Source organism: Psychrobacillus sp. FSL H8-0483 (assembly GCF_038637725.1).
In the GTDB taxonomy this organism is placed as follows: domain Bacteria; phylum Bacillota; class Bacilli; order Bacillales_A; family Planococcaceae; genus Psychrobacillus.
The window spans coordinates 88,510-109,330 of sequence record NZ_CP152052.1 but is presented as its reverse complement, the minus strand read 5'-3'; the positions used below and the strand labels follow the sequence as shown (position 1 = coordinate 109,330).

12 protein-coding genes, 11 tRNA genes and 6 rRNA genes are annotated in these 20,821 nt (G+C 44.0%); 2 read left to right on the top strand and 27 right to left on the bottom strand.

Annotated features, from left to right (window positions below; all coding sequences use genetic code 11):
• Positions 1-64 precede the first annotated feature (64 nt).
• The 7 genes from MHB48_RS00575 to MHB48_RS00545 form a co-directional block, all read right to left on the bottom strand.
• A complete protein-coding gene (locus MHB48_RS00575; RefSeq protein WP_342599666.1) occupies positions 65-862 on the bottom strand; it encodes a metallophosphoesterase in 798 nt (265 codons plus the stop codon).
• A 24-nt stretch (positions 863-886) separates the two neighbouring features.
• Positions 887-1,510 (bottom strand): NAD(P)H-binding protein, encoded by a 624-nt coding sequence (locus MHB48_RS00570; RefSeq protein ID WP_342599665.1) that lies wholly within the window; start codon positions 1,508-1,510, stop codon positions 887-889.
• A 104-nt stretch (positions 1,511-1,614) separates the two neighbouring features.
• Complete coding sequence (locus tag MHB48_RS00565) at positions 1,615-1,890, bottom strand: hypothetical protein (RefSeq protein WP_342599664.1); 276 nt, start codon at positions 1,888-1,890, stop codon at positions 1,615-1,617.
• Between the two features lie 103 nt (positions 1,891-1,993).
• Positions 1,994-2,698: a CBS domain-containing protein gene (locus tag MHB48_RS00560; protein ID WP_342599663.1), complete on the bottom strand. Its 705-nt coding sequence runs from the start codon at positions 2,696-2,698 to the stop codon at positions 1,994-1,996.
• Between the two features lie 27 nt (positions 2,699-2,725).
• Entirely contained in the window at positions 2,726-3,508 is a 783-nt protein-coding gene (locus MHB48_RS00555) for an ABC transporter permease subunit (RefSeq protein ID WP_342599662.1), read from the bottom strand.
• Positions 3,501-4,406, bottom strand: coding sequence for an ABC transporter ATP-binding protein (locus tag MHB48_RS00550; RefSeq protein WP_342599661.1), 906 nt, complete (start codon positions 4,404-4,406; stop codon positions 3,501-3,503). Before MHB48_RS00550 ends, MHB48_RS00555 begins: the two co-directional genes overlap by 8 nt.
• Positions 4,403-4,600, bottom strand: a complete 198-nt coding sequence (locus tag MHB48_RS00545) for a PLD nuclease N-terminal domain-containing protein (protein WP_340916694.1) — start codon at positions 4,598-4,600, stop codon at positions 4,403-4,405. Before MHB48_RS00545 ends, MHB48_RS00550 begins: the two co-directional genes overlap by 4 nt.
• A 103-nt stretch (positions 4,601-4,703) precedes the next feature.
• Between MHB48_RS00545 and MHB48_RS00540 the strand changes: the two genes are divergently transcribed.
• Together MHB48_RS00540 and MHB48_RS00535 are read left to right on the top strand one after the other, a co-directional pair.
• A complete protein-coding gene (locus MHB48_RS00540; RefSeq protein WP_342599660.1) occupies positions 4,704-5,276 on the top strand; it encodes a GNAT family N-acetyltransferase in 573 nt (190 codons plus the stop codon).
• A gap of 13 nt (positions 5,277-5,289) precedes the next feature.
• Positions 5,290-6,192, top strand: a complete 903-nt coding sequence (locus MHB48_RS00535) for a DMT family transporter (RefSeq protein WP_342599659.1) — start codon at positions 5,290-5,292, stop codon at positions 6,190-6,192.
• Between the two features lie 76 nt (positions 6,193-6,268).
• Here MHB48_RS00535 and MHB48_RS00530 read toward each other — a convergent pair whose 3' ends face one another.
• The 20 genes from MHB48_RS00530 to MHB48_RS00435 form a co-directional block, all read right to left on the bottom strand.
• Complete coding sequence (locus MHB48_RS00530; protein WP_342599658.1) at positions 6,269-7,168, bottom strand: phosphotransferase; 900 nt, start codon at positions 7,166-7,168, stop codon at positions 6,269-6,271.
• Between the two features lie 67 nt (positions 7,169-7,235).
• Positions 7,236-8,528 (bottom strand): alpha/beta hydrolase, encoded by a 1,293-nt coding sequence (locus MHB48_RS00525; RefSeq protein WP_342599657.1) that lies wholly within the window; start codon positions 8,526-8,528, stop codon positions 7,236-7,238.
• A 226-nt stretch (positions 8,529-8,754) separates the two neighbouring features.
• Complete coding sequence (locus MHB48_RS00520; RefSeq protein WP_342599656.1) at positions 8,755-9,156, bottom strand: hypothetical protein; 402 nt, start codon at positions 9,154-9,156, stop codon at positions 8,755-8,757.
• A gap of 257 nt (positions 9,157-9,413) precedes the next feature.
• Positions 9,414-9,529 (bottom strand): 5S ribosomal RNA (rrf, locus tag MHB48_RS00515).
• A gap of 56 nt (positions 9,530-9,585) precedes the next feature.
• Positions 9,586-12,514, bottom strand: a 23S ribosomal RNA gene (locus MHB48_RS00510).
• Positions 12,515-12,674: 160 nt separating this feature from the next.
• Positions 12,675-12,750 (bottom strand) — tRNA-Ala (locus tag MHB48_RS00505).
• A 16-nt stretch (positions 12,751-12,766) separates the two neighbouring features.
• Positions 12,767-12,843 (bottom strand) — tRNA-Ile (locus MHB48_RS00500).
• A 99-nt stretch (positions 12,844-12,942) separates the two neighbouring features.
• A 16S ribosomal RNA gene (locus tag MHB48_RS00495) occupies positions 12,943-14,496 on the bottom strand.
• Positions 14,497-14,634: 138 nt separating this feature from the next.
• Positions 14,635-14,710 (bottom strand) — tRNA-Ala (locus tag MHB48_RS00490).
• 13 nt (positions 14,711-14,723) lie between these two features.
• Positions 14,724-14,800: transfer RNA gene (locus tag MHB48_RS00485), tRNA-Pro, on the bottom strand.
• A 7-nt stretch (positions 14,801-14,807) separates the two neighbouring features.
• A tRNA-Arg gene (locus MHB48_RS00480) sits at positions 14,808-14,884 on the bottom strand.
• A 21-nt stretch (positions 14,885-14,905) separates the two neighbouring features.
• Positions 14,906-14,994, bottom strand: a tRNA-Leu gene (locus tag MHB48_RS00475).
• A 15-nt stretch (positions 14,995-15,009) separates the two neighbouring features.
• Positions 15,010-15,084, bottom strand: a tRNA-Gly gene (locus tag MHB48_RS00470).
• Positions 15,085-15,101: 17 nt separating this feature from the next.
• A tRNA-Leu gene (locus MHB48_RS00465) sits at positions 15,102-15,186 on the bottom strand.
• 23 nt (positions 15,187-15,209) lie between these two features.
• A tRNA-Lys gene (locus MHB48_RS00460) sits at positions 15,210-15,282 on the bottom strand.
• Positions 15,283-15,290: 8 nt separating this feature from the next.
• Positions 15,291-15,366: transfer RNA gene (locus tag MHB48_RS00455), tRNA-Thr, on the bottom strand.
• A gap of 14 nt (positions 15,367-15,380) precedes the next feature.
• Positions 15,381-15,456, bottom strand: a tRNA-Val gene (locus MHB48_RS00450).
• A 29-nt stretch (positions 15,457-15,485) separates the two neighbouring features.
• Positions 15,486-15,601 (bottom strand): 5S ribosomal RNA (gene rrf, locus MHB48_RS00445).
• Positions 15,602-15,725: 124 nt separating this feature from the next.
• Positions 15,726-18,654, bottom strand: a 23S ribosomal RNA gene (locus MHB48_RS00440).
• A gap of 235 nt (positions 18,655-18,889) precedes the next feature.
• Positions 18,890-20,443, bottom strand: a 16S ribosomal RNA gene (locus MHB48_RS00435).
• The 16S, 23S and 5S rRNA genes sit together here with 11 tRNA genes alongside, the layout of an rRNA operon.
• Between the last annotated feature and the right edge of the window lie 378 nt (positions 20,444-20,821).

The following is a 20,821-nucleotide window of genomic DNA, read 5'->3' as shown; positions in this document are numbered from 1 at the left end:
AAGTACGATTTGATCAAAAAATAATAATGGCTAGTACCTTGCCCCCTACAAAATTGGGGGCATTCTATATACTTTTTAATGTTACAACAATTATTTCTGGTGTATTAAACACCCTTATAGGCATAATACTATTCCCTAATCCCCTATTTACTATCATGTTTGTTTCATTTTCGGTATACACTCCTGCGGTATACATTGGAAATAGACCTTGTCCCGGTGCTACTAGTCCGCCTAACCCTGGAATTCGAAATTGTCCCCCATGTGCATGTCCTGTAAAAATAACATCCATTCCACTATCTACATAATCTTGAAACGTTTCTGGGCGATGTGAAAGCACTAATGTGAAAATATCATTTTTATCAAATTTACTTAATGCATCGGGAACTGCTATGCCGTTTAATGGATCTTCAATTCCAATAATGCGTATTTGCTGTCCATCTTTTTTTATTATTCTTTCATCATTTGCTAGTACGGTGACACCCAAATCTGATAAGGAAGCCTTTATATGGTCTACATCGTTTGTAGCAATTTCGTGATTTCCTGTTACATAGTAAACTGGTGCAAGTGATATAACCTGCTCCACTACATCTAAACTATTTTGTAAATTAAATCGATTACTGTCGATCAGATCCCCTGTAATAAAAATAAGATCAGGATCAGCTTTTTTTATCTTTTCTACAAGCTTTGCTTGATTTTCTCCAAATGTAGCATCATGTAGGTCCGAAATTTGTACAATCTTCATGCCGTTAAAATTAGATGGAATCCTTTCTGCCTCTAACGATATCTCGGTTGTTTTAATACGTACATTTCCTAGATAAAGTACGAGAGCAACTGCAAGTAATAAAACTATCCATTTCTTCATTGAAATTCTCCTAAATTATATATGTCAAGTTGGGCTCATGATACCTACTCTAAAACCAATGTGTTCATTCTTAAACAGCTCGTTTACGACGAATAAAGCCGTATCTCCCGTAGTACTTTTAACCGCTCCAATCGGTAGCATATCTCGTTCAATTGTATATGCGTTTGTTGCAGCCCCGGTAGGCAGATAAGTAGGACAAACCATTGTCCAATCTAATGATGACACTCTTAACATATCATACACTTTATGATGCTCTTTTGCTGCAGTTGTCGATTTACGTTTTGATTCCGATGATTGATATCGAAGCAATTTTGGTTCTACTCGACTAGCTAATATACCACCAGTACCAATAGTAACGATTCGTTTAATATTTTGTTTCTTCATAATAGAAATAATATGTGCTATCGCCTCAGTTAATACAGTCGATTGATCTGTACCAAGAGCACTCACCACTGCATCTGTACCTTCTAACGTTTTTTCTACATCTAAAGATACACGTGCATCCCCTTTTAAGATGATTAAACTAGGATGTGGTACCACTTTTTCTGAATTTCTAACGAGCACCGTCACTTGGTGACCATTTTCTAATAGTAAAGAGAGTATGTCGCTCCCTACACGACCAGTTGCCCCTAATAATGAAATATGCATCTTCACCACTCCTTTTTTATTATTATAACAATAAAAAAAGCACTCCCGTTATAAACAGGAATGCTTTCAAATGTCGATAAATGTTATTTCCCGGGAAATAACATTTAATATGAACTTAATGAAAAAATAAATGCGAAAATAACACCATAAAAAATAATGATAAGTACAATACTAATAGCCATCCAAATTAAGGATGCACGTGCATAATTACGTCGTGGGTCTGGATTTCCAAATCCCCATATGAATAGCATTACGATGTTCACAATTGGTATGATCATAATAAGCATCGTAAGAACCCACTCACCTACGGACATATCCTTTGCAGCCTTTTGTAAATTACCTTGAAATTCCTGAGGTTGCTCTTTTTCATAAGATTCCATTTTCTTTCCCTCTCTTCCATTATACTTGACATTTTCATGTCTAGTTATATTTTACTTTAAAATATGGAAGAAATGTCTTATTTTTTTAAAAAATTCCCGCAATTTATTTTACTTTCATCATACTCGTAGGCGTAACGATGCCTATGAGTTTTTTATTTGGCTTACCGTCTTCTGTTATAAGAAGTGCTTCTAAACGTTTCCCTCTCGTAATTGCAACATTAAAAATCTCTAATGCTTCATATACAGATGCATGTTGACCTATAAATTGATGATTCTCTCTGCTATGTTCATGTGCTAGAATTTCTCCTAAGGTAGTCTTCTTTCTGGAAAAGGTCTCTGAATCCACTGTGCTTGCCATCCACATAGTTATCCCTACAGGTGTTATGAGTCCTTTAAATTCTGAACCATCATATACAGGAAACTGATTGTATTTTTTATCCTGAATAACCTTTAATGCATAGCTTAAGGAATCAGTTCTTTGGAAAGTCGTAACATTTGTTTTAAACATTTCCCCAACGGTTACCGGTGTATTTAGTTCCGCTTCTATCTCTTCTATCTTCCGTACAACCTCATCATGTGGCTCTGCAATTGCATACTCCGTCGAGGTGCGATGATGAACAATAGCATTTCTTAGATCACCGTATTCTCGTAAGTCAGCTTCATACCTTCTAATAATGGCATTCTTTTTTTTCGCCATTTCAATTAAACGGAAAAATGATAAATGATCCTGTGCACCACTAATTTCCTTCATCAAGTGATCAATCCGATTATATGATATAATAAATCGATCTGAATTGCGAATGGTCATCTCTTCTCACCTCTGGTTGAGTATTTATTATATCTTCGTCTTCGAAACGTTCTTTTTAACAAAGTAAATTGCACTAGCCAAAAGTATAACTATAGCCAATAAAGTAACAATTATACTCCAAACGAACGGAGTCTTATCAACTCCACCGTTTAATACGACTCCTGCATACATCGGAAGCTTCCAAGGAGAAATAGTCCAATACGTACCTAGTACAGCATCGATCAGCTGCACTATCAAAACAAGTACAAGTGATACAGCAGAAGCAATGCCTGTCGAAAATGCTGCACTTGCAAATAAAACAATACTAATAACAAATAGCAGCCAAATTATATAAGTTCCAAGAAATCCTATAAACGCACTTGCATCTACTGCTCCAAAAAGGACAGACGTATAATATAAATTCGCTAACAATCCAAGTAATACACTGCCAATCACTAATATGCACATGATAACTAATTTACTATACACATAGCTTGAATAAGCTATAGGACGAACGTATAGTAACGTTGCTGAACCATTTTTCCGTTCCCTTGCGATGATACCGGCGAATCCAAGTGTTACAACGAGCATCCCGATAAATTGATACTGGCCTATGGTCGACATGACTATTTGCTCTGGAGTAAATTCTGGTAACTGAAAAACTGCTCCTTCTGGCATATTGCCTACTGCATTTAATATTTGAGGTAGATAGTAATTCATTAATGGCTCCGATATACCAAACAAGACAAACACTAAAGGTATCCATAGTATTTTAAAATTCCGTACATTCTCGCGCCATTCTTTTTGAAATATGACTGTAAAATTATTCATCCTTATTCACCACCTGCAAAAAGATTTCTTCTAAACTAGCGGATGCGCGCTCTACCTTCGACAAACTTAAATTGCAATTCGCAAGTACCTGTAAAACTTCCTGCATCATCGGTTTTGCATCTTCTAGATGAATAAAGGCAATCGGACCTTCTTGCATAGCAGGCCATGGGGAAGTTTCTACAAATTGTGCCGCTTCGTTACTATTTGAAAAGTACATTTTGTACATAGGATTTGCATATTTTTCTCGCACTTCTCTCATAGAACCTTGCTCCACTAACTTCCCTTTTCGTAAAAACAATAATTGATCCGTCATTTCTTCAGCATCATTTAAAATATGAGTCGAATACAATATAGTCGTCGATGCCTGCAATTCTTTCAGTAAGTTCATAATTTCACGTCTACCTATTGGATCTAAAGCAGACACCGGTTCATCCAGCAGAAGTAGTAAGGGCTTATGCACAATTGCTTGTGCTAGACCTAAGCGTTGTCTCATTCCCCCAGAAAATGTACCTGTCTTTTTATTTTTTGCATCTCCCAGACCTACAAATTCCAGTGTCTTTTCTGCTTCTAGTTTTGCCATCTTAGGATCTACTCCACTTAACTTCGCAGCCATTTCTGTATATTCAAGTGCTGTTAGCCAGGAATAAAACTGAGGATATTGCGGAAGGAAACCGATTTCTTTTCGGATATCGCCTGTAATCTCCCCATCCATTATAATTGTTCCATTCGTTTGTTTTAGTAATCCAGCGAGCATGGACAAAGTAGTAGTCTTCCCTGCTCCATTTGGACCGATTAGTGCAGTTGCCGTGTTTTTAAGTAACGAAAAAGTGACATTATCTACAGCTTTTTCTATTCCATATTCTTTTGTTAGTCCTTGCATATGAAGTAATGTATTCATTCATTCCGTCTCCCAACGATGAAGTATATAATTGGTCCAATCATATTCCCCAAAATAATGATAATGGCCCATAACCATTTCGGACCGTTTGTTTTTGCTACCCGAACTAAGTCAATAATAGCTACCAACATTAAAATAAGTTGGATGATTATTAATGGCAATATAAGCATCCACGGTATTGATTCAAACCCCATTGTCATTCCCCCTTTGTAGTTACTTCTATTCTACTACATATAGAACAGAAAAGTTTCAATTTTTTTTTATGTTATAATAAAAAAATTGGAAGGTGAATAATTAATGGAAGTTATAATTAGAAATGCACGTAAAGAAGATGCTCAAGCAGCTGTTCCACTTATTATGGAAGCTATAGGCGATATCTCCATGCAAATGACTGGAGAAACGAAAGAAGCGAATATTAAGAAGGAATTTGTGCAATTATTTATTAGAACGGATAATAGACATTCCTATTTAAATACCTATATTGCTGAAATGGAAGGAAAGGTCGCAGGAGTTCTTGTATTTTATTCCGCAGAGCAAGCTGTTACACTCGATGCCAACTTAGAAAAATATCTCTCCACCAAAAAAGGAACTTCTGTCCATATTGATTTAGAAACATTGCCTGGTGAGTGGTATATAGATACAGTAGTTGTAGATCCTACATATCGAGGGCATGGTATTGGAACGAAACTTTTAGCATACTCCGAACAGTTAGTTAAAGATATTGGTGGGGGAAAACTATCTTTAAATGTAGAAATAGAAAAAGAAGCTGCAATTCGCTTGTATAATAGGCTAGGATTTGATATCGTATGTCCTTGGACAATTATTGGCGAGCCATTTCATCATATGGTGAAGACGGTATACGCTGATTAAAGGAGAAACGCATATGAAATTATGGATTTACCCCCTTATGGTTGTTTTTGCAGCCAGCTGTTATGGGACTTTATCAACGATGGTGAAACTTGCTATTGCGGACGGCTATTCAGCCTCTGAAGCGGTTGCGAGTCAATATATAGTAGGTTTTCTTTTAGCTTTCATTATCTATCTAGTGACGCAACGGAAACTTCCACGTTTATATGGGGGAGGTAAAATTGTTTTATTAGCAGGTATCTTTACAGGTACGACAGGGATCGTTTATGGACAAGCGCTTATCTACTTACCTGCTTCTTTAGCGGTCGTATTGCTATTCCAATTCACATGGATTGGTACGCTCATCGATTGTATTATAAGAAGAAGATTGCCGACTAGACCGGAAGTTATTTCGCTTATTATTTTATTTATCGGAACGATTTTGGCTGCTGGTGTTCTTGATGTCGATTTAAGTGGTATTGACTGGAGAGGTTGGGTTTATGGGTTTGCAGCTGCAGTGTCATTCTCTCTTAATATGAATGCCAATACAAAGCAAGTGGAGGGAATGAATACTACGACTCGCCTATTATTTGTTTCTTTCATAGCAATGCTCATGATTTCCATCTTTCAAAGCCCTGAAATTGTTTGGAACGGGAAATTATTTACGGAATCCCTTTTATTCTATGGACTAGCTCTTGGATTACTAGGTATCATTATTCCAATTTATTTTTTCGTAATTGCTGTGCCAAAAGTTGGAGGCGCTGTTTCTTCTATATTAAGTGCTATGGAATTGCCAGTTGCCGTAATTGTTTCGGTACTTGTGTTAAACGAAGCATTATCATGGCTACAAATTTTAGGGATTATCGTTATTTTAATTGGTATGTGTATCCCGACGCTTGCTACCATTTCGAAGAATAAAAAACGGAAAACCGCTTCATAACTTACTTGGCAAAATATTAAACAACAAAAAGAGTCTAATTCATACTAGAATTTGGACTCTTTTTGCGCTTTAGATGTTACACATAGATAGAAAAGTCAGTAATCCCAGCATAAGGAATTTTGTTCTTAATCTTTTCCTCCAAATCCAACATAGTATACTTTTGCCATTCTTCCAAATTGTTTTTATCCCATTTCCGAGTAAATAGCTGGTATAAAAAGATTTCCCTCAGTTTCAGGAATATTGGGATTTGCTCTACAATGTCCTCATGGAGCAAATTTTCCGCTTGATAACCCGCAAGAAAATGGTTCATAAATGTCTGAGGAAAAGCTTTTGTATCACCATTGTAAGAGCTATGTTGCCAATATGCATGATAGAAGGCCACTGCTATATCTTGCGCATACCAATTAAATGCACAGTCATCAAAATCAATCGTAGTAATAGTACCATCGTTTGTAATGATTAGATTCCCTTGATGAAAGTCATTATGAATCAGACCAAATGTGCTTTCTATGCTATCAAACGCACACAGGCTTTGCATCAACCTGTCGTAACGATCCCTTAACCATGAGGATAAGTTTGCCCTAATACCAAACACATCAGTATTCTCAACCGTCCAAACAGGTCGATGTATTTCTTCTACCTTGAACCTTTTAGATAGAGCATGCATCCTTCCTAATGTCTTTCCCCATTGTTCAAATACTTTTTCATTCCAATGTAATACGTTTGTCACATCCATCATATCGCCCTTAACAAACCCGAAATACGCCCTCACCCGCCCGTTTTCATCTTCCAAATGCATTTCTGGCTTGGGAACAGCAACCTCTTGTTCGTATAGGAAATTCATCCATTCAATTTCCTGTAAAACCATTTCCTTCGTTTTTCCAGCATTAGACATTCTAACTACTTTTCCTTTTTCCTCAATGTAAAAAACTTCGTTATGAAACCCTCCATCTAGTCGGACACGAATTTCTCTCATCCCATTTCCCCCTATAACAAAAACGCTGAACTCCAAAAAGTTCAGCATTTTATATTCAACTATCCATTCATTTTGCACGTTCTTGCAAGAAATCGACTATGCCATCTATTAAACCTTTCGCTAATGGAAGATCGGGATTGGAATAGGTAGCGACATTTCCTTCTCGATCCGCAGGTGCTTCCTTCAATACATGGTTCATCTTATCAACAATGAGTAAATCTGAATCTTTTTTTACTTGATGTAATAGCTCTGCATCCTTTACAGGGACCTGAATATCTAAATTCCCGTTCACTAGGAGTACTGGTCCATTTAACTTTTGCAGTTGTTCAGCCGGGTCATATTGTAGCCAAGATATCACATATGGTTGAACCGATGAGCGGAATAAACTTTGCAATTCCTGACTTACTGTTTGCACTTGCTCACCTTGTTTTAATTTTTCAAGAATCTTCGTAGATTCTTCCATTAGGTTTGCAGGAAGTTGTGCTTCGAGCTGTTCCAGAAGTACCTGATCAATAGGTCTTCCAGCTCCAGCAATGGAGATGAACACATCTGCATCCGCTTTTTGACTAGCTACCATTCCAATTAACGATCCTTCACTGTGTCCGATTATTCCAACCTTCGAAAAGCGTTCATCATCCTTTGCAAATTGGACCCATGCAGCCGCATCATCAATGTATTGGTCAAATCGCAAATCTTCTTCCTTGCCAGCTAAGCTTGCATTTTTTCCAACACCACGCTTGTCGTAACGGATACTTGCCACGCCTTCTGTAGCTAAATCTTCAGCAAGCATTTTCAAACTATTGTTTTTACCAGGCAACGCTATTGAGTTTCCGTTTCTGTCAGTAGGACCAGAGCCAGCAATAATGACCATAAGAGGAAAAGGTCCCTCACCTTGAGGAATTTCCAGTTGACCAGACATCGTTCCATTCCCTACTTTCACCTCAACCAAACGATCTTCTTCTATTTCTTCCTCTTTACTTCCCTTCAGCAATTCAAAAGGGAAAGCCTCCCCTTGTTGAGTAAATGTTCCTGAAATTTTTTCTTGTTCCATTTTACCGTTAAATGTAAGTTTCTGTCCTTGAATATTCATATTAAAGAGTATGTCCGATTCGTTTAATTTCACATTTGTTAGTGGATAATTGCTTAATCCTTGTACTGGAATACTAATCGTCCCTTTGTCCGCTTCAAATTCAATGATAATTGGCAGTGGTTGATCGGGAATTTTAATGGACCCCTCCCATACTCCCTCTATGTCTTTTAATGAATCCACCTCTGACGCCCCCTCTTTTTCCTTACTACACGCAGTAAGCAATAAAAAAATAATTGCTATTAAAGAAAAAACAATTTGTAATCTCCTCATACAAACGCCTCCACTTCTGTTCTACTTATAGTATAACAAAGGCCAATTGAAGAGTAAAGACTGGTGATCTCTATTTTTAGTGGTAGTTGGGGTATATTACTTTTTTAATATTGATAACCAAGATCTTTTTTGATTAACAGAATAACGATTGAATATAATTACTGCCGGGTCTTAACTATCTTTATACTGCAATACACCTTTAATATAAAAAAGATAGAATCGCAGATTAATTCGCGATTCTATCTTTTTCCACTTTAAAGGTCACTAAAACAAATATAGCAAAACTGATCAACAATATCGTACCACCTACAATATACACGATTAACGCAACGGTCTCATTTATTTGGAAAGGGTGTATGAACTGTAAATACATACCTAATGTCAATCCGACTGCTCCAATAATAGCAGACCAACCATGAATTGCTACTAACTTAGGCGACTTAATCTTATATAACTTATAAAACAGCCCATAAACAAATAACGACAACCAGCCAACCAATAAAATGTGCGCATGAATAGGTCGTAACGCATATGATCCTGCTCCTGCCATATGGGAACCTAAATAAGCTCCTAACAAACCAAATAATGCTCCTACTCGTATTAACCGTAAACTCCACTTTTGTTGCATAATATTCATTTCCTCCTTATTTTTCTTATACTCTCTACTTTAGTTATACTATACATGCAGAAAATGAACTGAAAATGAACTAATCATTACAATTCTTATTATAACTTTTTCTTTTTCTAAATAAATTGTTATTTTGTTTTACTATGAATTGCAATCAAACGGAAATCACCGCGTCCAAGTCAAATTCACACATATTCGCAACGATAAAAAATACATCAAAAAAGCCGCTACCGATTTCTCGGTAACGACTTCTTGGTGCCCAGCGACGTCCTACTCTTGCAGGGGGAAACCCCCAACTACCATCGGCGCTGAAGAGCTTAACTTCCGTGTTCGGTATGGGAACGGGTGTGACCTCTTCGCCATCATCACTAGACCTTGAGTTGTTCACTCAAAACTGGATAAAAGACATTGAATTCTTCAAATTCTATTTTGGTTAAGTCCTCGATCGATTAGTATTCGTCAGCTGCACGTGTCGCCACGCTTCCACCCCGAACCTATCTACCTCATCGTCTTTGAGGGATCTTACTTACTTGCGTAATGGGAAATCTCATCTTGAGGGGGGCTTCGTGCTTAGATGCTTTCAGCACTTATCCCGTCCACACATAGCTACCCAGCGATGCTCTTGGCAGAACAACTGGTACACCAGCGGTGTGTCCATCCCGGTCCTCTCGTACTAAGGACAGCTCCTCTCAAATTTCCTACGCCCACGACGGATAGGGACCGAACTGTCTCACGACGTTCTGAACCCAGCTCGCGTACCGCTTTAATGGGCGAACAGCCCAACCCTTGGGACCGACTACAGCCCCAGGATGCGATGAGCCGACATCGAGGTGCCAAACCTCCCCGTCGATGTGGACTCTTGGGGGAGATAAGCCTGTTATCCCCGGGGTAGCTTTTATCCGTTGAGCGATGGCCCTTCCATGCGGAACCACCGGATCACTAAGCCCGTCTTTCGACCCTGCTCGACTTGTAGGTCTCGCAGTCAAGCTCCCTTCTGCCTTTACACTCTTCGAATGATTTCCAACCATTCTGAGGGAACCTTTGGGCGCCTCCGTTACACTTTAGGAGGCGACCGCCCCAGTCAAACTACCCGCCTGACACTGTCTCCTACCCGGGTTACGGGTATGGGTTAGAATTTCAATACAACCAGGGCAGTATCCCACCGACGCCTCCTCCGAAGCTGGCGCTCCGGGCTCTAAGGCTCCTGCCTATCCTGTACAAGTTGCACCAAAATTCAATATCAAGCTATAGTAAAGCTCCACGGGGTCTTTCCGTCCTGTCGCGGGTAACCTGCATCTTCACAGGTACTATAATTTCACCGAGTCTCTCGTTGAGACAGTGCCCAGATCGTTACGCCTTTCGTGCGGGTCGGAACTTACCCGACAAGGAATTTCGCTACCTTAGGACCGTTATAGTTACGGCCGCCGTTTACTGGGGCTTCAATTCGCACCTTCGCTTGCGCTAAGCACTCCTCTTAACCTTCCAGCACCGGGCAGGCGTCAGCCCCTATACTTCACCTTACGGTTTTGCAGAGACCTGTGTTTTTGCTAAACAGTCGCCTGGGCCTATTCACTGCGGCTCTTCTAGGCTATTCACCCAAAAGAGCACCCCTTCTCCCGAAGTTACGGGGTCATTTTGCCGAGTTCCTTAACGAGAGTTCTCTCGCTCACCTTAGGATTCTCTCCTCGACTACCTGTGTCGGTTTGCGGTACGGGCACCTATCACCTCGCTAGAGGCTTTTCTTGGCAGTGTGAAATCAGGAACTTCGGACTAAGTCCTCGCCATCACAGCTCAATGTTATAGAATGCGGATTTTCCTACATTCACACCTTACTGCTTGGACGTGCATAACCAACAGCACGCTTACCCTATCCTTCTGCGTCCCCCCATTACTCAAACGGTGGTTTGGTGGTACAGGAATATCAACCTGTTGTCCATCGTCTACGCCTATCGGCCTCGACTTAGGTCCCGACTAACCCTGAGCGGACGAGCCTTCCTCAGGAAACCTTAGTCATACGGTGGACGGGATTCTCACCCGTCTTTCGCTACTCATACCGGCATTCTCACTTCTAAGCGCTCCACCAGTCCTTCCGGTCTGACTTCAACGCCCTTAGAACGCTCTCCTACCACTGATACCAAAGGTATCAATCCACAGCTTCGGTGATTTGTTTAGCCCCGATACATTTTCGGCGCAGCGTCACTCGACCAGTGAGCTATTACGCACTCTTTAAATGATGGCTGCTTCTAAGCCAACATCCTGGTTGTCTAAGCAACGCCACATCCTTTTCCACTTAACAAATACTTTGGGACCTTAGCTGGTGGTCTGGGCTGTTTCCCTCTTGACTACGGATCTTATCACTCGCAGTCTGACTCCCAAACATAAATCATTGGCATTCGGAGTTTGTCTGAATTCGGTAACCCGGGATGGGCCCCTAGTCCAAACAGTGCTCTACCTCCAAGATTCTTAACGTTTGAGGCTAGCCCTAAAGCTATTTCGGAGAGAACCAGCTATCTCCAGGTTCGATTGGAATTTCTCCGCTACCCACACCTCATCCCCGCACTTTTCAACGTGCGTGGGTTCGGACCTCCAGTAAGTGTTACCTTACCTTCATCCTGGACATGGGTAGATCACCTGGTTTCGGGTCTACGACCACATACTCATTCGCCCTATTCAGACTCGCTTTCGCTGCGGCTCCGTCTTCTCAACTTAACCTTGCATGTAATCGTAACTCGCCGGTTCATTCTACAAAAGGCACGCTATCACCCATTAACGGGCTCTAACTACTTGTAGGCACACGGTTTCAGGATCTATTTCACTCCCCTTCCGGGGTGCTTTTCACCTTTCCCTCACGGTACTGGTTCACTATCGGTCACTAGGTAGTATTTAGCCTTGGGAGATGGTCCTCCCAGATTCCGACGGAATTTCACGTGTTCCGCCGTACTCAGGATACACTCAAGAGAGAATGAACTTTTGACTACGGGGCTTTTACCCTATCCTGCGGACCTTTCCAGATCGCTTCGTCTAGCTCATTCCTTTGTAACTCTATGTAGAGTGTCCTACAACCCCAAGAGGCAAGCCTCTTGGTTTGGGCTATTCCCGTTTCGCTCGCCGCTACTCAGGGAATCGATTTTTCTTTCTCTTCCTCCAGGTACTTAGATGTTTCAGTTCCCTGGGTGTGCCACAGATACGCTATGTATTCACGTAAATGTACTGCTCCATTACGAACAGTGGGTTTCCCCATTCGGAAATCTCCGGATCAAAGCTCACTTACAGCTCCCCGAAGCATATCGGTGTTAGTGCCGTCCTTCTTCGGCTCCTAGTGCCAAGGCATTCACCGTGCGCCCTTATTAACTTAACCTAATATGGCTACCAATTACTTGGAGTCCATTCAAAATTAGTAGTTAAAAGTACTACACAATCTATAATCACCGAAGTGATTATAAATCGAATTTCTTGAATTTATTTCTTTCAATGTCGTTTTATCCAGTTTTCAAAGAACAAGTTTGTTGTAAATTCTATGGTGGAGCCTAGCGGGATCGAACCGCTGACCTCCTGCGTGCAAGGCAGGCGCTCTCCCAGCTGAGCTAAGGCCCCGAAATAAAAAAAGGTATGGTGGGCCTAAATGGACTCGAACCATCGACCTCACGCTTATCAGGCGTGCGCTCTAACCAGCTGAGCTATAGGCCCTCTTTGAATTTCAGTATAATAATATACATGAACATTCAAAACTGAACTACAAAACGTTAAGATACAGATAAAAATCTGTATTCCGTAATATATCCTTAGAAAGGAGGTGATCCAGCCGCACCTTCCGATACGGCTACCTTGTTACGACTTCACCCCAATCATCTGTCCCACCTTCGGCGGCTGGCTCCCGTAAGGGTTACCCCACCGACTTCGGGTGTTACAAACTCTCGTGGTGTGACGGGCGGTGTGTACAAGGCCCGGGAACGTATTCACCGTGGCATGCTGATCCACGATTACTAGCGATTCCGGCTTCATGTAGGCGAGTTGCAGCCTACAATCCGAACTGAGAACGGTTTTATGGGATTAGCTCACCCTCGCGGGGTTGCGACCCTCTGTACCGTCCATTGTAGCACGTGTGTAGCCCAGGTCATAAGGGGCATGATGATTTGACGTCATCCCCACCTTCCTCCGGTTTATCACCGGCAGTCACCTTAGAGTGCCCAACTGAATGCTGGCAACTAAGATCAAGGGTTGCGCTCGTTGCGGGACTTAACCCAACATCTCACGACACGAGCTGACGACAACCATGCACCACCTGTCACCGCTGTCCCCGAAGGGAAAGATCTATCTCTAGAACGGTCAGCGGGATGTCAAGACCTGGTAAGGTTCTTCGCGTTGCTTCGAATTAAACCACATGCTCCACCGCTTGTGCGGGCCCCCGTCAATTCCTTTGAGTTTCAGTCTTGCGACCGTACTCCCCAGGCGGAGTGCTTAATGCGTTAGCTGCAGCACTAAGGGGCGGAAACCCCCTAACACTTAGCACTCATCGTTTACGGCGTGGACTACCAGGGTATCTAATCCTGTTTGCTCCCCACGCTTTCGCGCCTCAGCGTCAGTTACAGACCAGAAAGCCGCCTTCGCCACTGGTGTTCCTCCAAATCTCTACGCATTTCACCGCTACACTTGGAATTCCGCTTTCCTCTTCTGTACTCAAGTCCCCCAGTTTCCAATGACCTTCCACGGTTGAGCCGTGGGATTTCACATCAGACTTAAAGGACCGCCTGCGCGCGCTTTACGCCCAATAATTCCGGACAACGCTTGCCACCTACGTATTACCGCGGCTGCTGGCACGTAGTTAGCCGTGGCTTTCTAATAAGGTACCGTCAAGGTACGAGCAGTTACTCTCGTACTTGTTCTTCCCTTACAACAGAGTTTTACGATCCGAAAACCTTCTTCACTCACGCGGCATTGCTCCATCAGACTTTCGTCCATTGTGGAAGATTCCCTACTGCTGCCTCCCGTAGGAGTCTGGGCCGTGTCTCAGTCCCAGTGTGGCCGATCACCCTCTCAGGTCGGCTACGCATCGTCGCCTTGGTAGGCCGTTACCCTACCAACTAGCTAATGCGCCGCGGGCCCATCCTGTAGTGACAGCCGAAACCGTCTTTTAACATTTCCACATGTGAGGAAATGGATTATTTGGTATTAGCCCCGGTTTCCCGGAGTTATCCCAATCTACAGGGCAGGTTGCCCACGTGTTACTCACCCGTCCGCCGCTAAATCAGAAGAAGCAAGCTTCTTCGTCATTCGCTCGACTTGCATGTATTAGGCATGCCGCCAGCGTTCGTCCTGAGCCAGGATCAAACTCTCCATAATAGAGAACTTAAAAAGCTCATTTGTTTTGCTGGCATCATCATTAAATGATGTCAAAAATTGTTTTGCTATCAAACTAACCGGAGTTAGTCTTTCAAGCTATATGTCTTAACGTTTTGTATGTTCAGTTTTCAATGTTCATGGTGGAGCCTAGCGGGATCGAACCGCTGACCTCCTGCGTGCAAGGCAGGCGCTCTCCCAGCTGAGCTAAGGCCCCAAAAATAAATAAATGGTCGGGAAGACAGGATTCGAACCTGCGACCCCTTGGTCCCAAACCAAGTGCTCTACCAAGCTGAGCTACTTCCCGAAATATATGGCGCGCCCGGCAGGAGTCGAACCCACAACCTTCTGATCCGTAGTCAGACGCTCTATCCAATTGAGCTACGGGCGCTTTATATTTTTTAAAAAAAGATGGTGCCGAGGACCGGAATCGAACCGGTACGGTAGTCACCTACCGCAGGATTTTAAGTCCTGTGCGTCTGCCAGTTCCGCCACCCCGGCACTTAAATGAATCTTTGGAGCGGAAGACGAGGTTCGAACTCGCGACCCCCACCTTGGCAAGGTGGTGTTCTACCACTGAACTACTTCCGCTCGGTTATTAAATTAAATGGTGCGGGTGAAGGGAGTCGAACCCCCACGCCTTGCGGCGCTAGATCCTAAGTCTAGTGCGTCTGCCAGTTCCGCCACACCCGCATACATAATTCACTTAAAAGTGATGAGCCATGTAGGATTCGAACCTACGACCCTCTGATTAAAAGTCAGATGCTCTACCAACTGAGCTAATGGCTCGAAAAAAATGGTGCCGGAGAAAGGACTTGAACCCTCAACCTACTGATTACAAGTCAGTTGCTCTACCAGTTGAGCTACTCCGGCAGGAGTAAAATATATGGTGGAGGATGACGGGCTCGAACCGCCGACCCTCTGCTTGTAAGGCAGATGCTCTCCCAGCTGAGCTAATCCTCCTGGGTAATATTATTATGTATTTATTGCAAGCCCAGCGACGTCCTACTCTTGCAGGGGGAAACCCCCAACTACCATCGGCGCTGAAGAGCTTAACTTCCGTGTTCGGTATGGGAACGGGTGTGACCTCTTCGCCATCATCACTAGACTTGAATAATTACTGAAAGACAAGTTCTATTATAGCATACTCACTCAAAATGTGCAAGTGTTTTTTAATAAAAAATTATTCTTTCAAAACTGGATAAAAGACATTGAATTCTTCAAATTCTATTTTGGTTAAGTCCTCGATCGATTAGTATTCGTCAGCTGCACGTGTCGCCACGCTTCCACCCCGAACCTATCTACCTCATCGTCTTTGAGGGATCTTACTTACTTGCGTAATGGGAAATCTCATCTTGAGGGGGGCTTCGTGCTTAGATGCTTTCAGCACTTATCCCGTCCACACATAGCTACCCAGCGATGCTCTTGGCAGAACAACTGGTACACCAGCGGTGTGTCCATCCCGGTCCTCTCGTACTAAGGACAGCTCCTCTCAAATTTCCTACGCCCACGACGGATAGGGACCGAACTGTCTCACGACGTTCTGAACCCAGCTCGCGTACCGCTTTAATGGGCGAACAGCCCAACCCTTGGGACCGACTACAGCCCCAGGATGCGATGAGCCGACATCGAGGTGCCAAACCTCCCCGTCGATGTGGACTCTTGGGGGAGATAAGCCTGTTATCCCCGGGGTAGCTTTTATCCGTTGAGCGATGGCCCTTCCATGCGGAACCACCGGATCACTAAGCCCGTCTTTCGACCCTGCTCGACTTGTAGGTCTCGCAGTCAAGCTCCCTTCTGCCTTTACACTCTTCGAATGATTTCCAACCATTCTGAGGGAACCTTTGGGCGCCTCCGTTACACTTTAGGAGGCGACCGCCCCAGTCAAACTACCCGCCTGACACTGTCTCCTACCCGGGTTACGGGTATGGGTTAGAATTTCAATACAACCAGGGCAGTATCCCACCGACGCCTCCTCCGAAGCTGGCGCTCCGGGCTCTAAGGCTCCTGCCTATCCTGTACAAGTTGCACCAAAATTCAATATCAAGCTATAGTAAAGCTCCACGGGGTCTTTCCGTCCTGTCGCGGGTAACCTGCATCTTCACAGGTACTATAATTTCACCGAGTCTCTCGTTGAGACAGTGCCCAGATCGTTACGCCTTTCGTGCGGGTCGGAACTTACCCGACAAGGAATTTCGCTACCTTAGGACCGTTATAGTTACGGCCGCCGTTTACTGGGGCTTCAATTCGCACCTTCGCTTGCGCTAAGCACTCCTCTTAACCTTCCAGCACCGGGCAGGCGTCAGCCCCTATACTTCACCTTACGGTTTTGCAGAGACCTGTGTTTTTGCTAAACAGTCGCCTGGGCCTATTCACTGCGGCTCTTCTAGGCTATTCACCCAAAAGAGCACCCCTTCTCCCGAAGTTACGGGGTCATTTTGCCGAGTTCCTTAACGAGAGTTCTCTCGCTCACCTTAGGATTCTCTCCTCGACTACCTGTGTCGGTTTGCGGTACGGGCACCTATCACCTCGCTAGAGGCTTTTCTTGGCAGTGTGAAATCAGGAACTTCGGACTAAGTCCTCGCCATCACAGCTCAATGTTATAGAATGCGGATTTTCCTACATTCACACCTTACTGCTTGGACGTGCATAACCAACAGCACGCTTACCCTATCCTTCTGCGTCCCCCCATTACTCAAACGGTGGTTTGGTGGTACAGGAATATCAACCTGTTGTCCATCGTCTACGCCTATCGGCCTCGACTTAGGTCCCGACTAACCCTGAGCGGACGAGCCTTCCTCAGGAAACCTTAGTCATACGGTGGACGGGATTCTCACCCGTCTTTCGCTACTCATACCGGCATTCTCACTTCTAAGCGCTCCACCAGTCCTTCCGGTCTGACTTCAACGCCCTTAGAACGCTCTCCTACCACTGATACCAAAGGTATCAATCCACAGCTTCGGTGATTTGTTTAGCCCCGATACATTTTCGGCGCAGCGTCACTCGACCAGTGAGCTATTACGCACTCTTTAAATGATGGCTGCTTCTAAGCCAACATCCTGGTTGTCTAAGCAACGCCACATCCTTTTCCACTTAACAAATACTTTGGGACCTTAGCTGGTGGTCTGGGCTGTTTCCCTCTTGACTACGGATCTTATCACTCGCAGTCTGACTCCCAAACATAAATCATTGGCATTCGGAGTTTGTCTGAATTCGGTAACCCGGGATGGGCCCCTAGTCCAAACAGTGCTCTACCTCCAAGATTCTTAACGTTTGAGGCTAGCCCTAAAGCTATTTCGGAGAGAACCAGCTATCTCCAGGTTCGATTGGAATTTCTCCGCTACCCACACCTCATCCCCGCACTTTTCAACGTGCGTGGGTTCGGACCTCCAGTAAGTGTTACCTTACCTTCATCCTGGACATGGGTAGATCACCTGGTTTCGGGTCTACGACCACATACTCATTCGCCCTATTCAGACTCGCTTTCGCTGCGGCTCCGTCTTCTCAACTTAACCTTGCATGTAATCGTAACTCGCCGGTTCATTCTACAAAAGGCACGCTATCACCCATTAACGGGCTCTAACTACTTGTAGGCACACGGTTTCAGGATCTATTTCACTCCCCTTCCGGGGTGCTTTTCACCTTTCCCTCACGGTACTGGTTCACTATCGGTCACTAGGTAGTATTTAGCCTTGGGAGATGGTCCTCCCAGATTCCGACGGAATTTCACGTGTTCCGCCGTACTCAGGATACACTCAAGAGAGAATGAACTTTTGACTACGGGGCTTTTACCCTATCCTGCGGACCTTTCCAGATCGCTTCGTCTAGCTCATTCCTTTGTAACTCTATGTAGAGTGTCCTACAACCCCAAGAGGCAAGCCTCTTGGTTTGGGCTATTCCCGTTTCGCTCGCCGCTACTCAGGGAATCGATTTTTCTTTCTCTTCCTCCAGGTACTTAGATGTTTCAGTTCCCTGGGTGTGCCACAGATACGCTATGTATTCACGTAAATGTACTGCTCCATTACGAACAGTGGGTTTCCCCATTCGGAAATCTCCGGATCAAAGCTCACTTACAGCTCCCCGAAGCATATCGGTGTTAGTGCCGTCCTTCTTCGGCTCCTAGTGCCAAGGCATTCACCGTGCGCCCTTATTAACTTAACCTAATATGGCTTCCAATTACTTGGAGTCCATTCAAAATTAGTAGTTAAAAGTACTACACAACATATAATCACCGAAGTGATTACAAATTGAATTTCTTGAATTTGTTTCTTTCAATGTCGTTTTATCCAGTTTTCAAAGAACAAGTTTTCAAATGCTCATAAAAATGAACATTCAAAACTGAACTGCAAAACGTTAAGATACAGATAAAAATCTGTATTCCGTAATATATCCTTAGAAAGGAGGTGATCCAGCCGCACCTTCCGATACGGCTACCTTGTTACGACTTCACCCCAATCATCTGTCCCACCTTCGGCGGCTGGCTCCCGTAAGGGTTACCCCACCGACTTCGGGTGTTACAAACTCTCGTGGTGTGACGGGCGGTGTGTACAAGGCCCGGGAACGTATTCACCGTGGCATGCTGATCCACGATTACTAGCGATTCCGGCTTCATGTAGGCGAGTTGCAGCCTACAATCCGAACTGAGAACGGTTTTATGGGATTAGCTCACCCTCGCGGGGTTGCGACCCTCTGTACCGTCCATTGTAGCACGTGTGTAGCCCAGGTCATAAGGGGCATGATGATTTGACGTCATCCCCACCTTCCTCCGGTTTATCACCGGCAGTCACCTTAGAGTGCCCAACTGAATGCTGGCAACTAAGATCAAGGGTTGCGCTCGTTGCGGGACTTAACCCAACATCTCACGACACGAGCTGACGACAACCATGCACCACCTGTCACCGCTGTCCCCGAAGGGAAAGATCTATCTCTAGAACGGTCAGCGGGATGTCAAGACCTGGTAAGGTTCTTCGCGTTGCTTCGAATTAAACCACATGCTCCACCGCTTGTGCGGGCCCCCGTCAATTCCTTTGAGTTTCAGTCTTGCGACCGTACTCCCCAGGCGGAGTGCTTAATGCGTTAGCTGCAGCACTAAGGGGCGGAAACCCCCTAACACTTAGCACTCATCGTTTACGGCGTGGACTACCAGGGTATCTAATCCTGTTTGCTCCCCACGCTTTCGCGCCTCAGCGTCAGTTACAGACCAGAAAGCCGCCTTCGCCACTGGTGTTCCTCCAAATCTCTACGCATTTCACCGCTACACTTGGAATTCCGCTTTCCTCTTCTGTACTCAAGTCCCCCAGTTTCCAATGACCTTCCACGGTTGAGCCGTGGGATTTCACATCAGACTTAAAGGACCGCCTGCGCGCGCTTTACGCCCAATAATTCCGGACAACGCTTGCCACCTACGTATTACCGCGGCTGCTGGCACGTAGTTAGCCGTGGCTTTCTAATAAGGTACCGTCAAGGTACGAGCAGTTACTCTCGTACTTGTTCTTCCCTTACAACAGAGTTTTACGATCCGAAAACCTTCTTCACTCACGCGGCATTGCTCCATCAGACTTTCGTCCATTGTGGAAGATTCCCTACTGCTGCCTCCCGTAGGAGTCTGGGCCGTGTCTCAGTCCCAGTGTGGCCGATCACCCTCTCAGGTCGGCTACGCATCGTCGCCTTGGTAGGCCGTTACCCTACCAACTAGCTAATGCGCCGCGGGCCCATCCTGTAGTGACAGCCGAAACCGTCTTTTAACATTTCCACATGTGAGGAAATGGATTATTTGGTATTAGCCCCGGTTTCCCGGAGTTATCCCAATCTACAGGGCAGGTTGCCCACGTGTTACTCACCCGTCCGCCGCTAAATCAGAAGAAGCAAGCTTCTTCGTCATTCGCTCGACTTGCATGTATTAGGCATGCCGCCAGCGTTCGTCCTGAGCCAGGATCAAACTCTCCATAATAGAGAACTTAAAAAGCTCATTTGTTTTGCTGGCATCATCATTAAATGATGTCAAAATTGTTTTGCTATCGAACTAACCGAAGTTAGTCTTTCAAGCTATATTTCTTAACGTTTTGCATGTTCAGTTTTCAATGTTCATGTTGTTGTCTCGTTTTGACGACTTTAATATCATAACAATTCTCGATGTTAATGTCAACAACTTTTTTTCAACTTATTTTTCAAAGAGATTCATAAACTAAAATGACAACTTGATAACTATACCATCCTCTGAAGACATTGACAAGCCTTTTTTAACATTTTTTAAATTTGTTTTCAATATAAATAAACAGCACAATATATAGAAGAATTAAAAAGGTGAGGTACTACAAATAGTAGTATC

What these genes read in the sequence shown, in the direction of transcription:
- MHB48_RS00575 (WP_342599666.1), bottom strand. Translation starts at nt 862, where the DNA reads ATGAAGAAATGGATAGTTTTATTACTTGCAGTTGCTCTCGTACTTTAT.
- MHB48_RS00570 (WP_342599665.1), bottom strand. Translation starts at nt 1,510, where the DNA reads ATGCATATTTCATTATTAGGGGCAACTGGTCGTGTAGGGAGCGACATA.
- MHB48_RS00565 (WP_342599664.1), bottom strand. Translation starts at nt 1,890, where the DNA reads ATGGAATCTTATGAAAAAGAGCAACCTCAGGAATTTCAAGGTAATTTA.
- MHB48_RS00560 (WP_342599663.1), bottom strand. Translation starts at nt 2,698, where the DNA reads ATGACCATTCGCAATTCAGATCGATTTATTATATCATATAATCGGATT.
- MHB48_RS00555 (WP_342599662.1), bottom strand. Translation starts at nt 3,508, where the DNA reads ATGAATAATTTTACAGTCATATTTCAAAAAGAATGGCGCGAGAATGTA.
- MHB48_RS00550 (WP_342599661.1), bottom strand. Translation starts at nt 4,406, where the DNA reads ATGAATACATTACTTCATATGCAAGGACTAACAAAAGAATATGGAATA.
- MHB48_RS00545 (WP_340916694.1), bottom strand. Translation starts at nt 4,600, where the DNA reads ATGGGGTTTGAATCAATACCGTGGATGCTTATATTGCCATTAATAATC.
- MHB48_RS00540 (WP_342599660.1), top strand. Translation starts at nt 4,704, where the DNA reads ATGGAAGTTATAATTAGAAATGCACGTAAAGAAGATGCTCAAGCAGCT.
- MHB48_RS00535 (WP_342599659.1), top strand. Translation starts at nt 5,290, where the DNA reads ATGAAATTATGGATTTACCCCCTTATGGTTGTTTTTGCAGCCAGCTGT.
- MHB48_RS00530 (WP_342599658.1), bottom strand. Translation starts at nt 7,168, where the DNA reads ATGAGAGAAATTCGTGTCCGACTAGATGGAGGGTTTCATAACGAAGTT.
- MHB48_RS00525 (WP_342599657.1), bottom strand. Translation starts at nt 8,528, where the DNA reads ATGAGGAGATTACAAATTGTTTTTTCTTTAATAGCAATTATTTTTTTA.
- MHB48_RS00520 (WP_342599656.1), bottom strand. Translation starts at nt 9,156, where the DNA reads ATGCAACAAAAGTGGAGTTTACGGTTAATACGAGTAGGAGCATTATTT.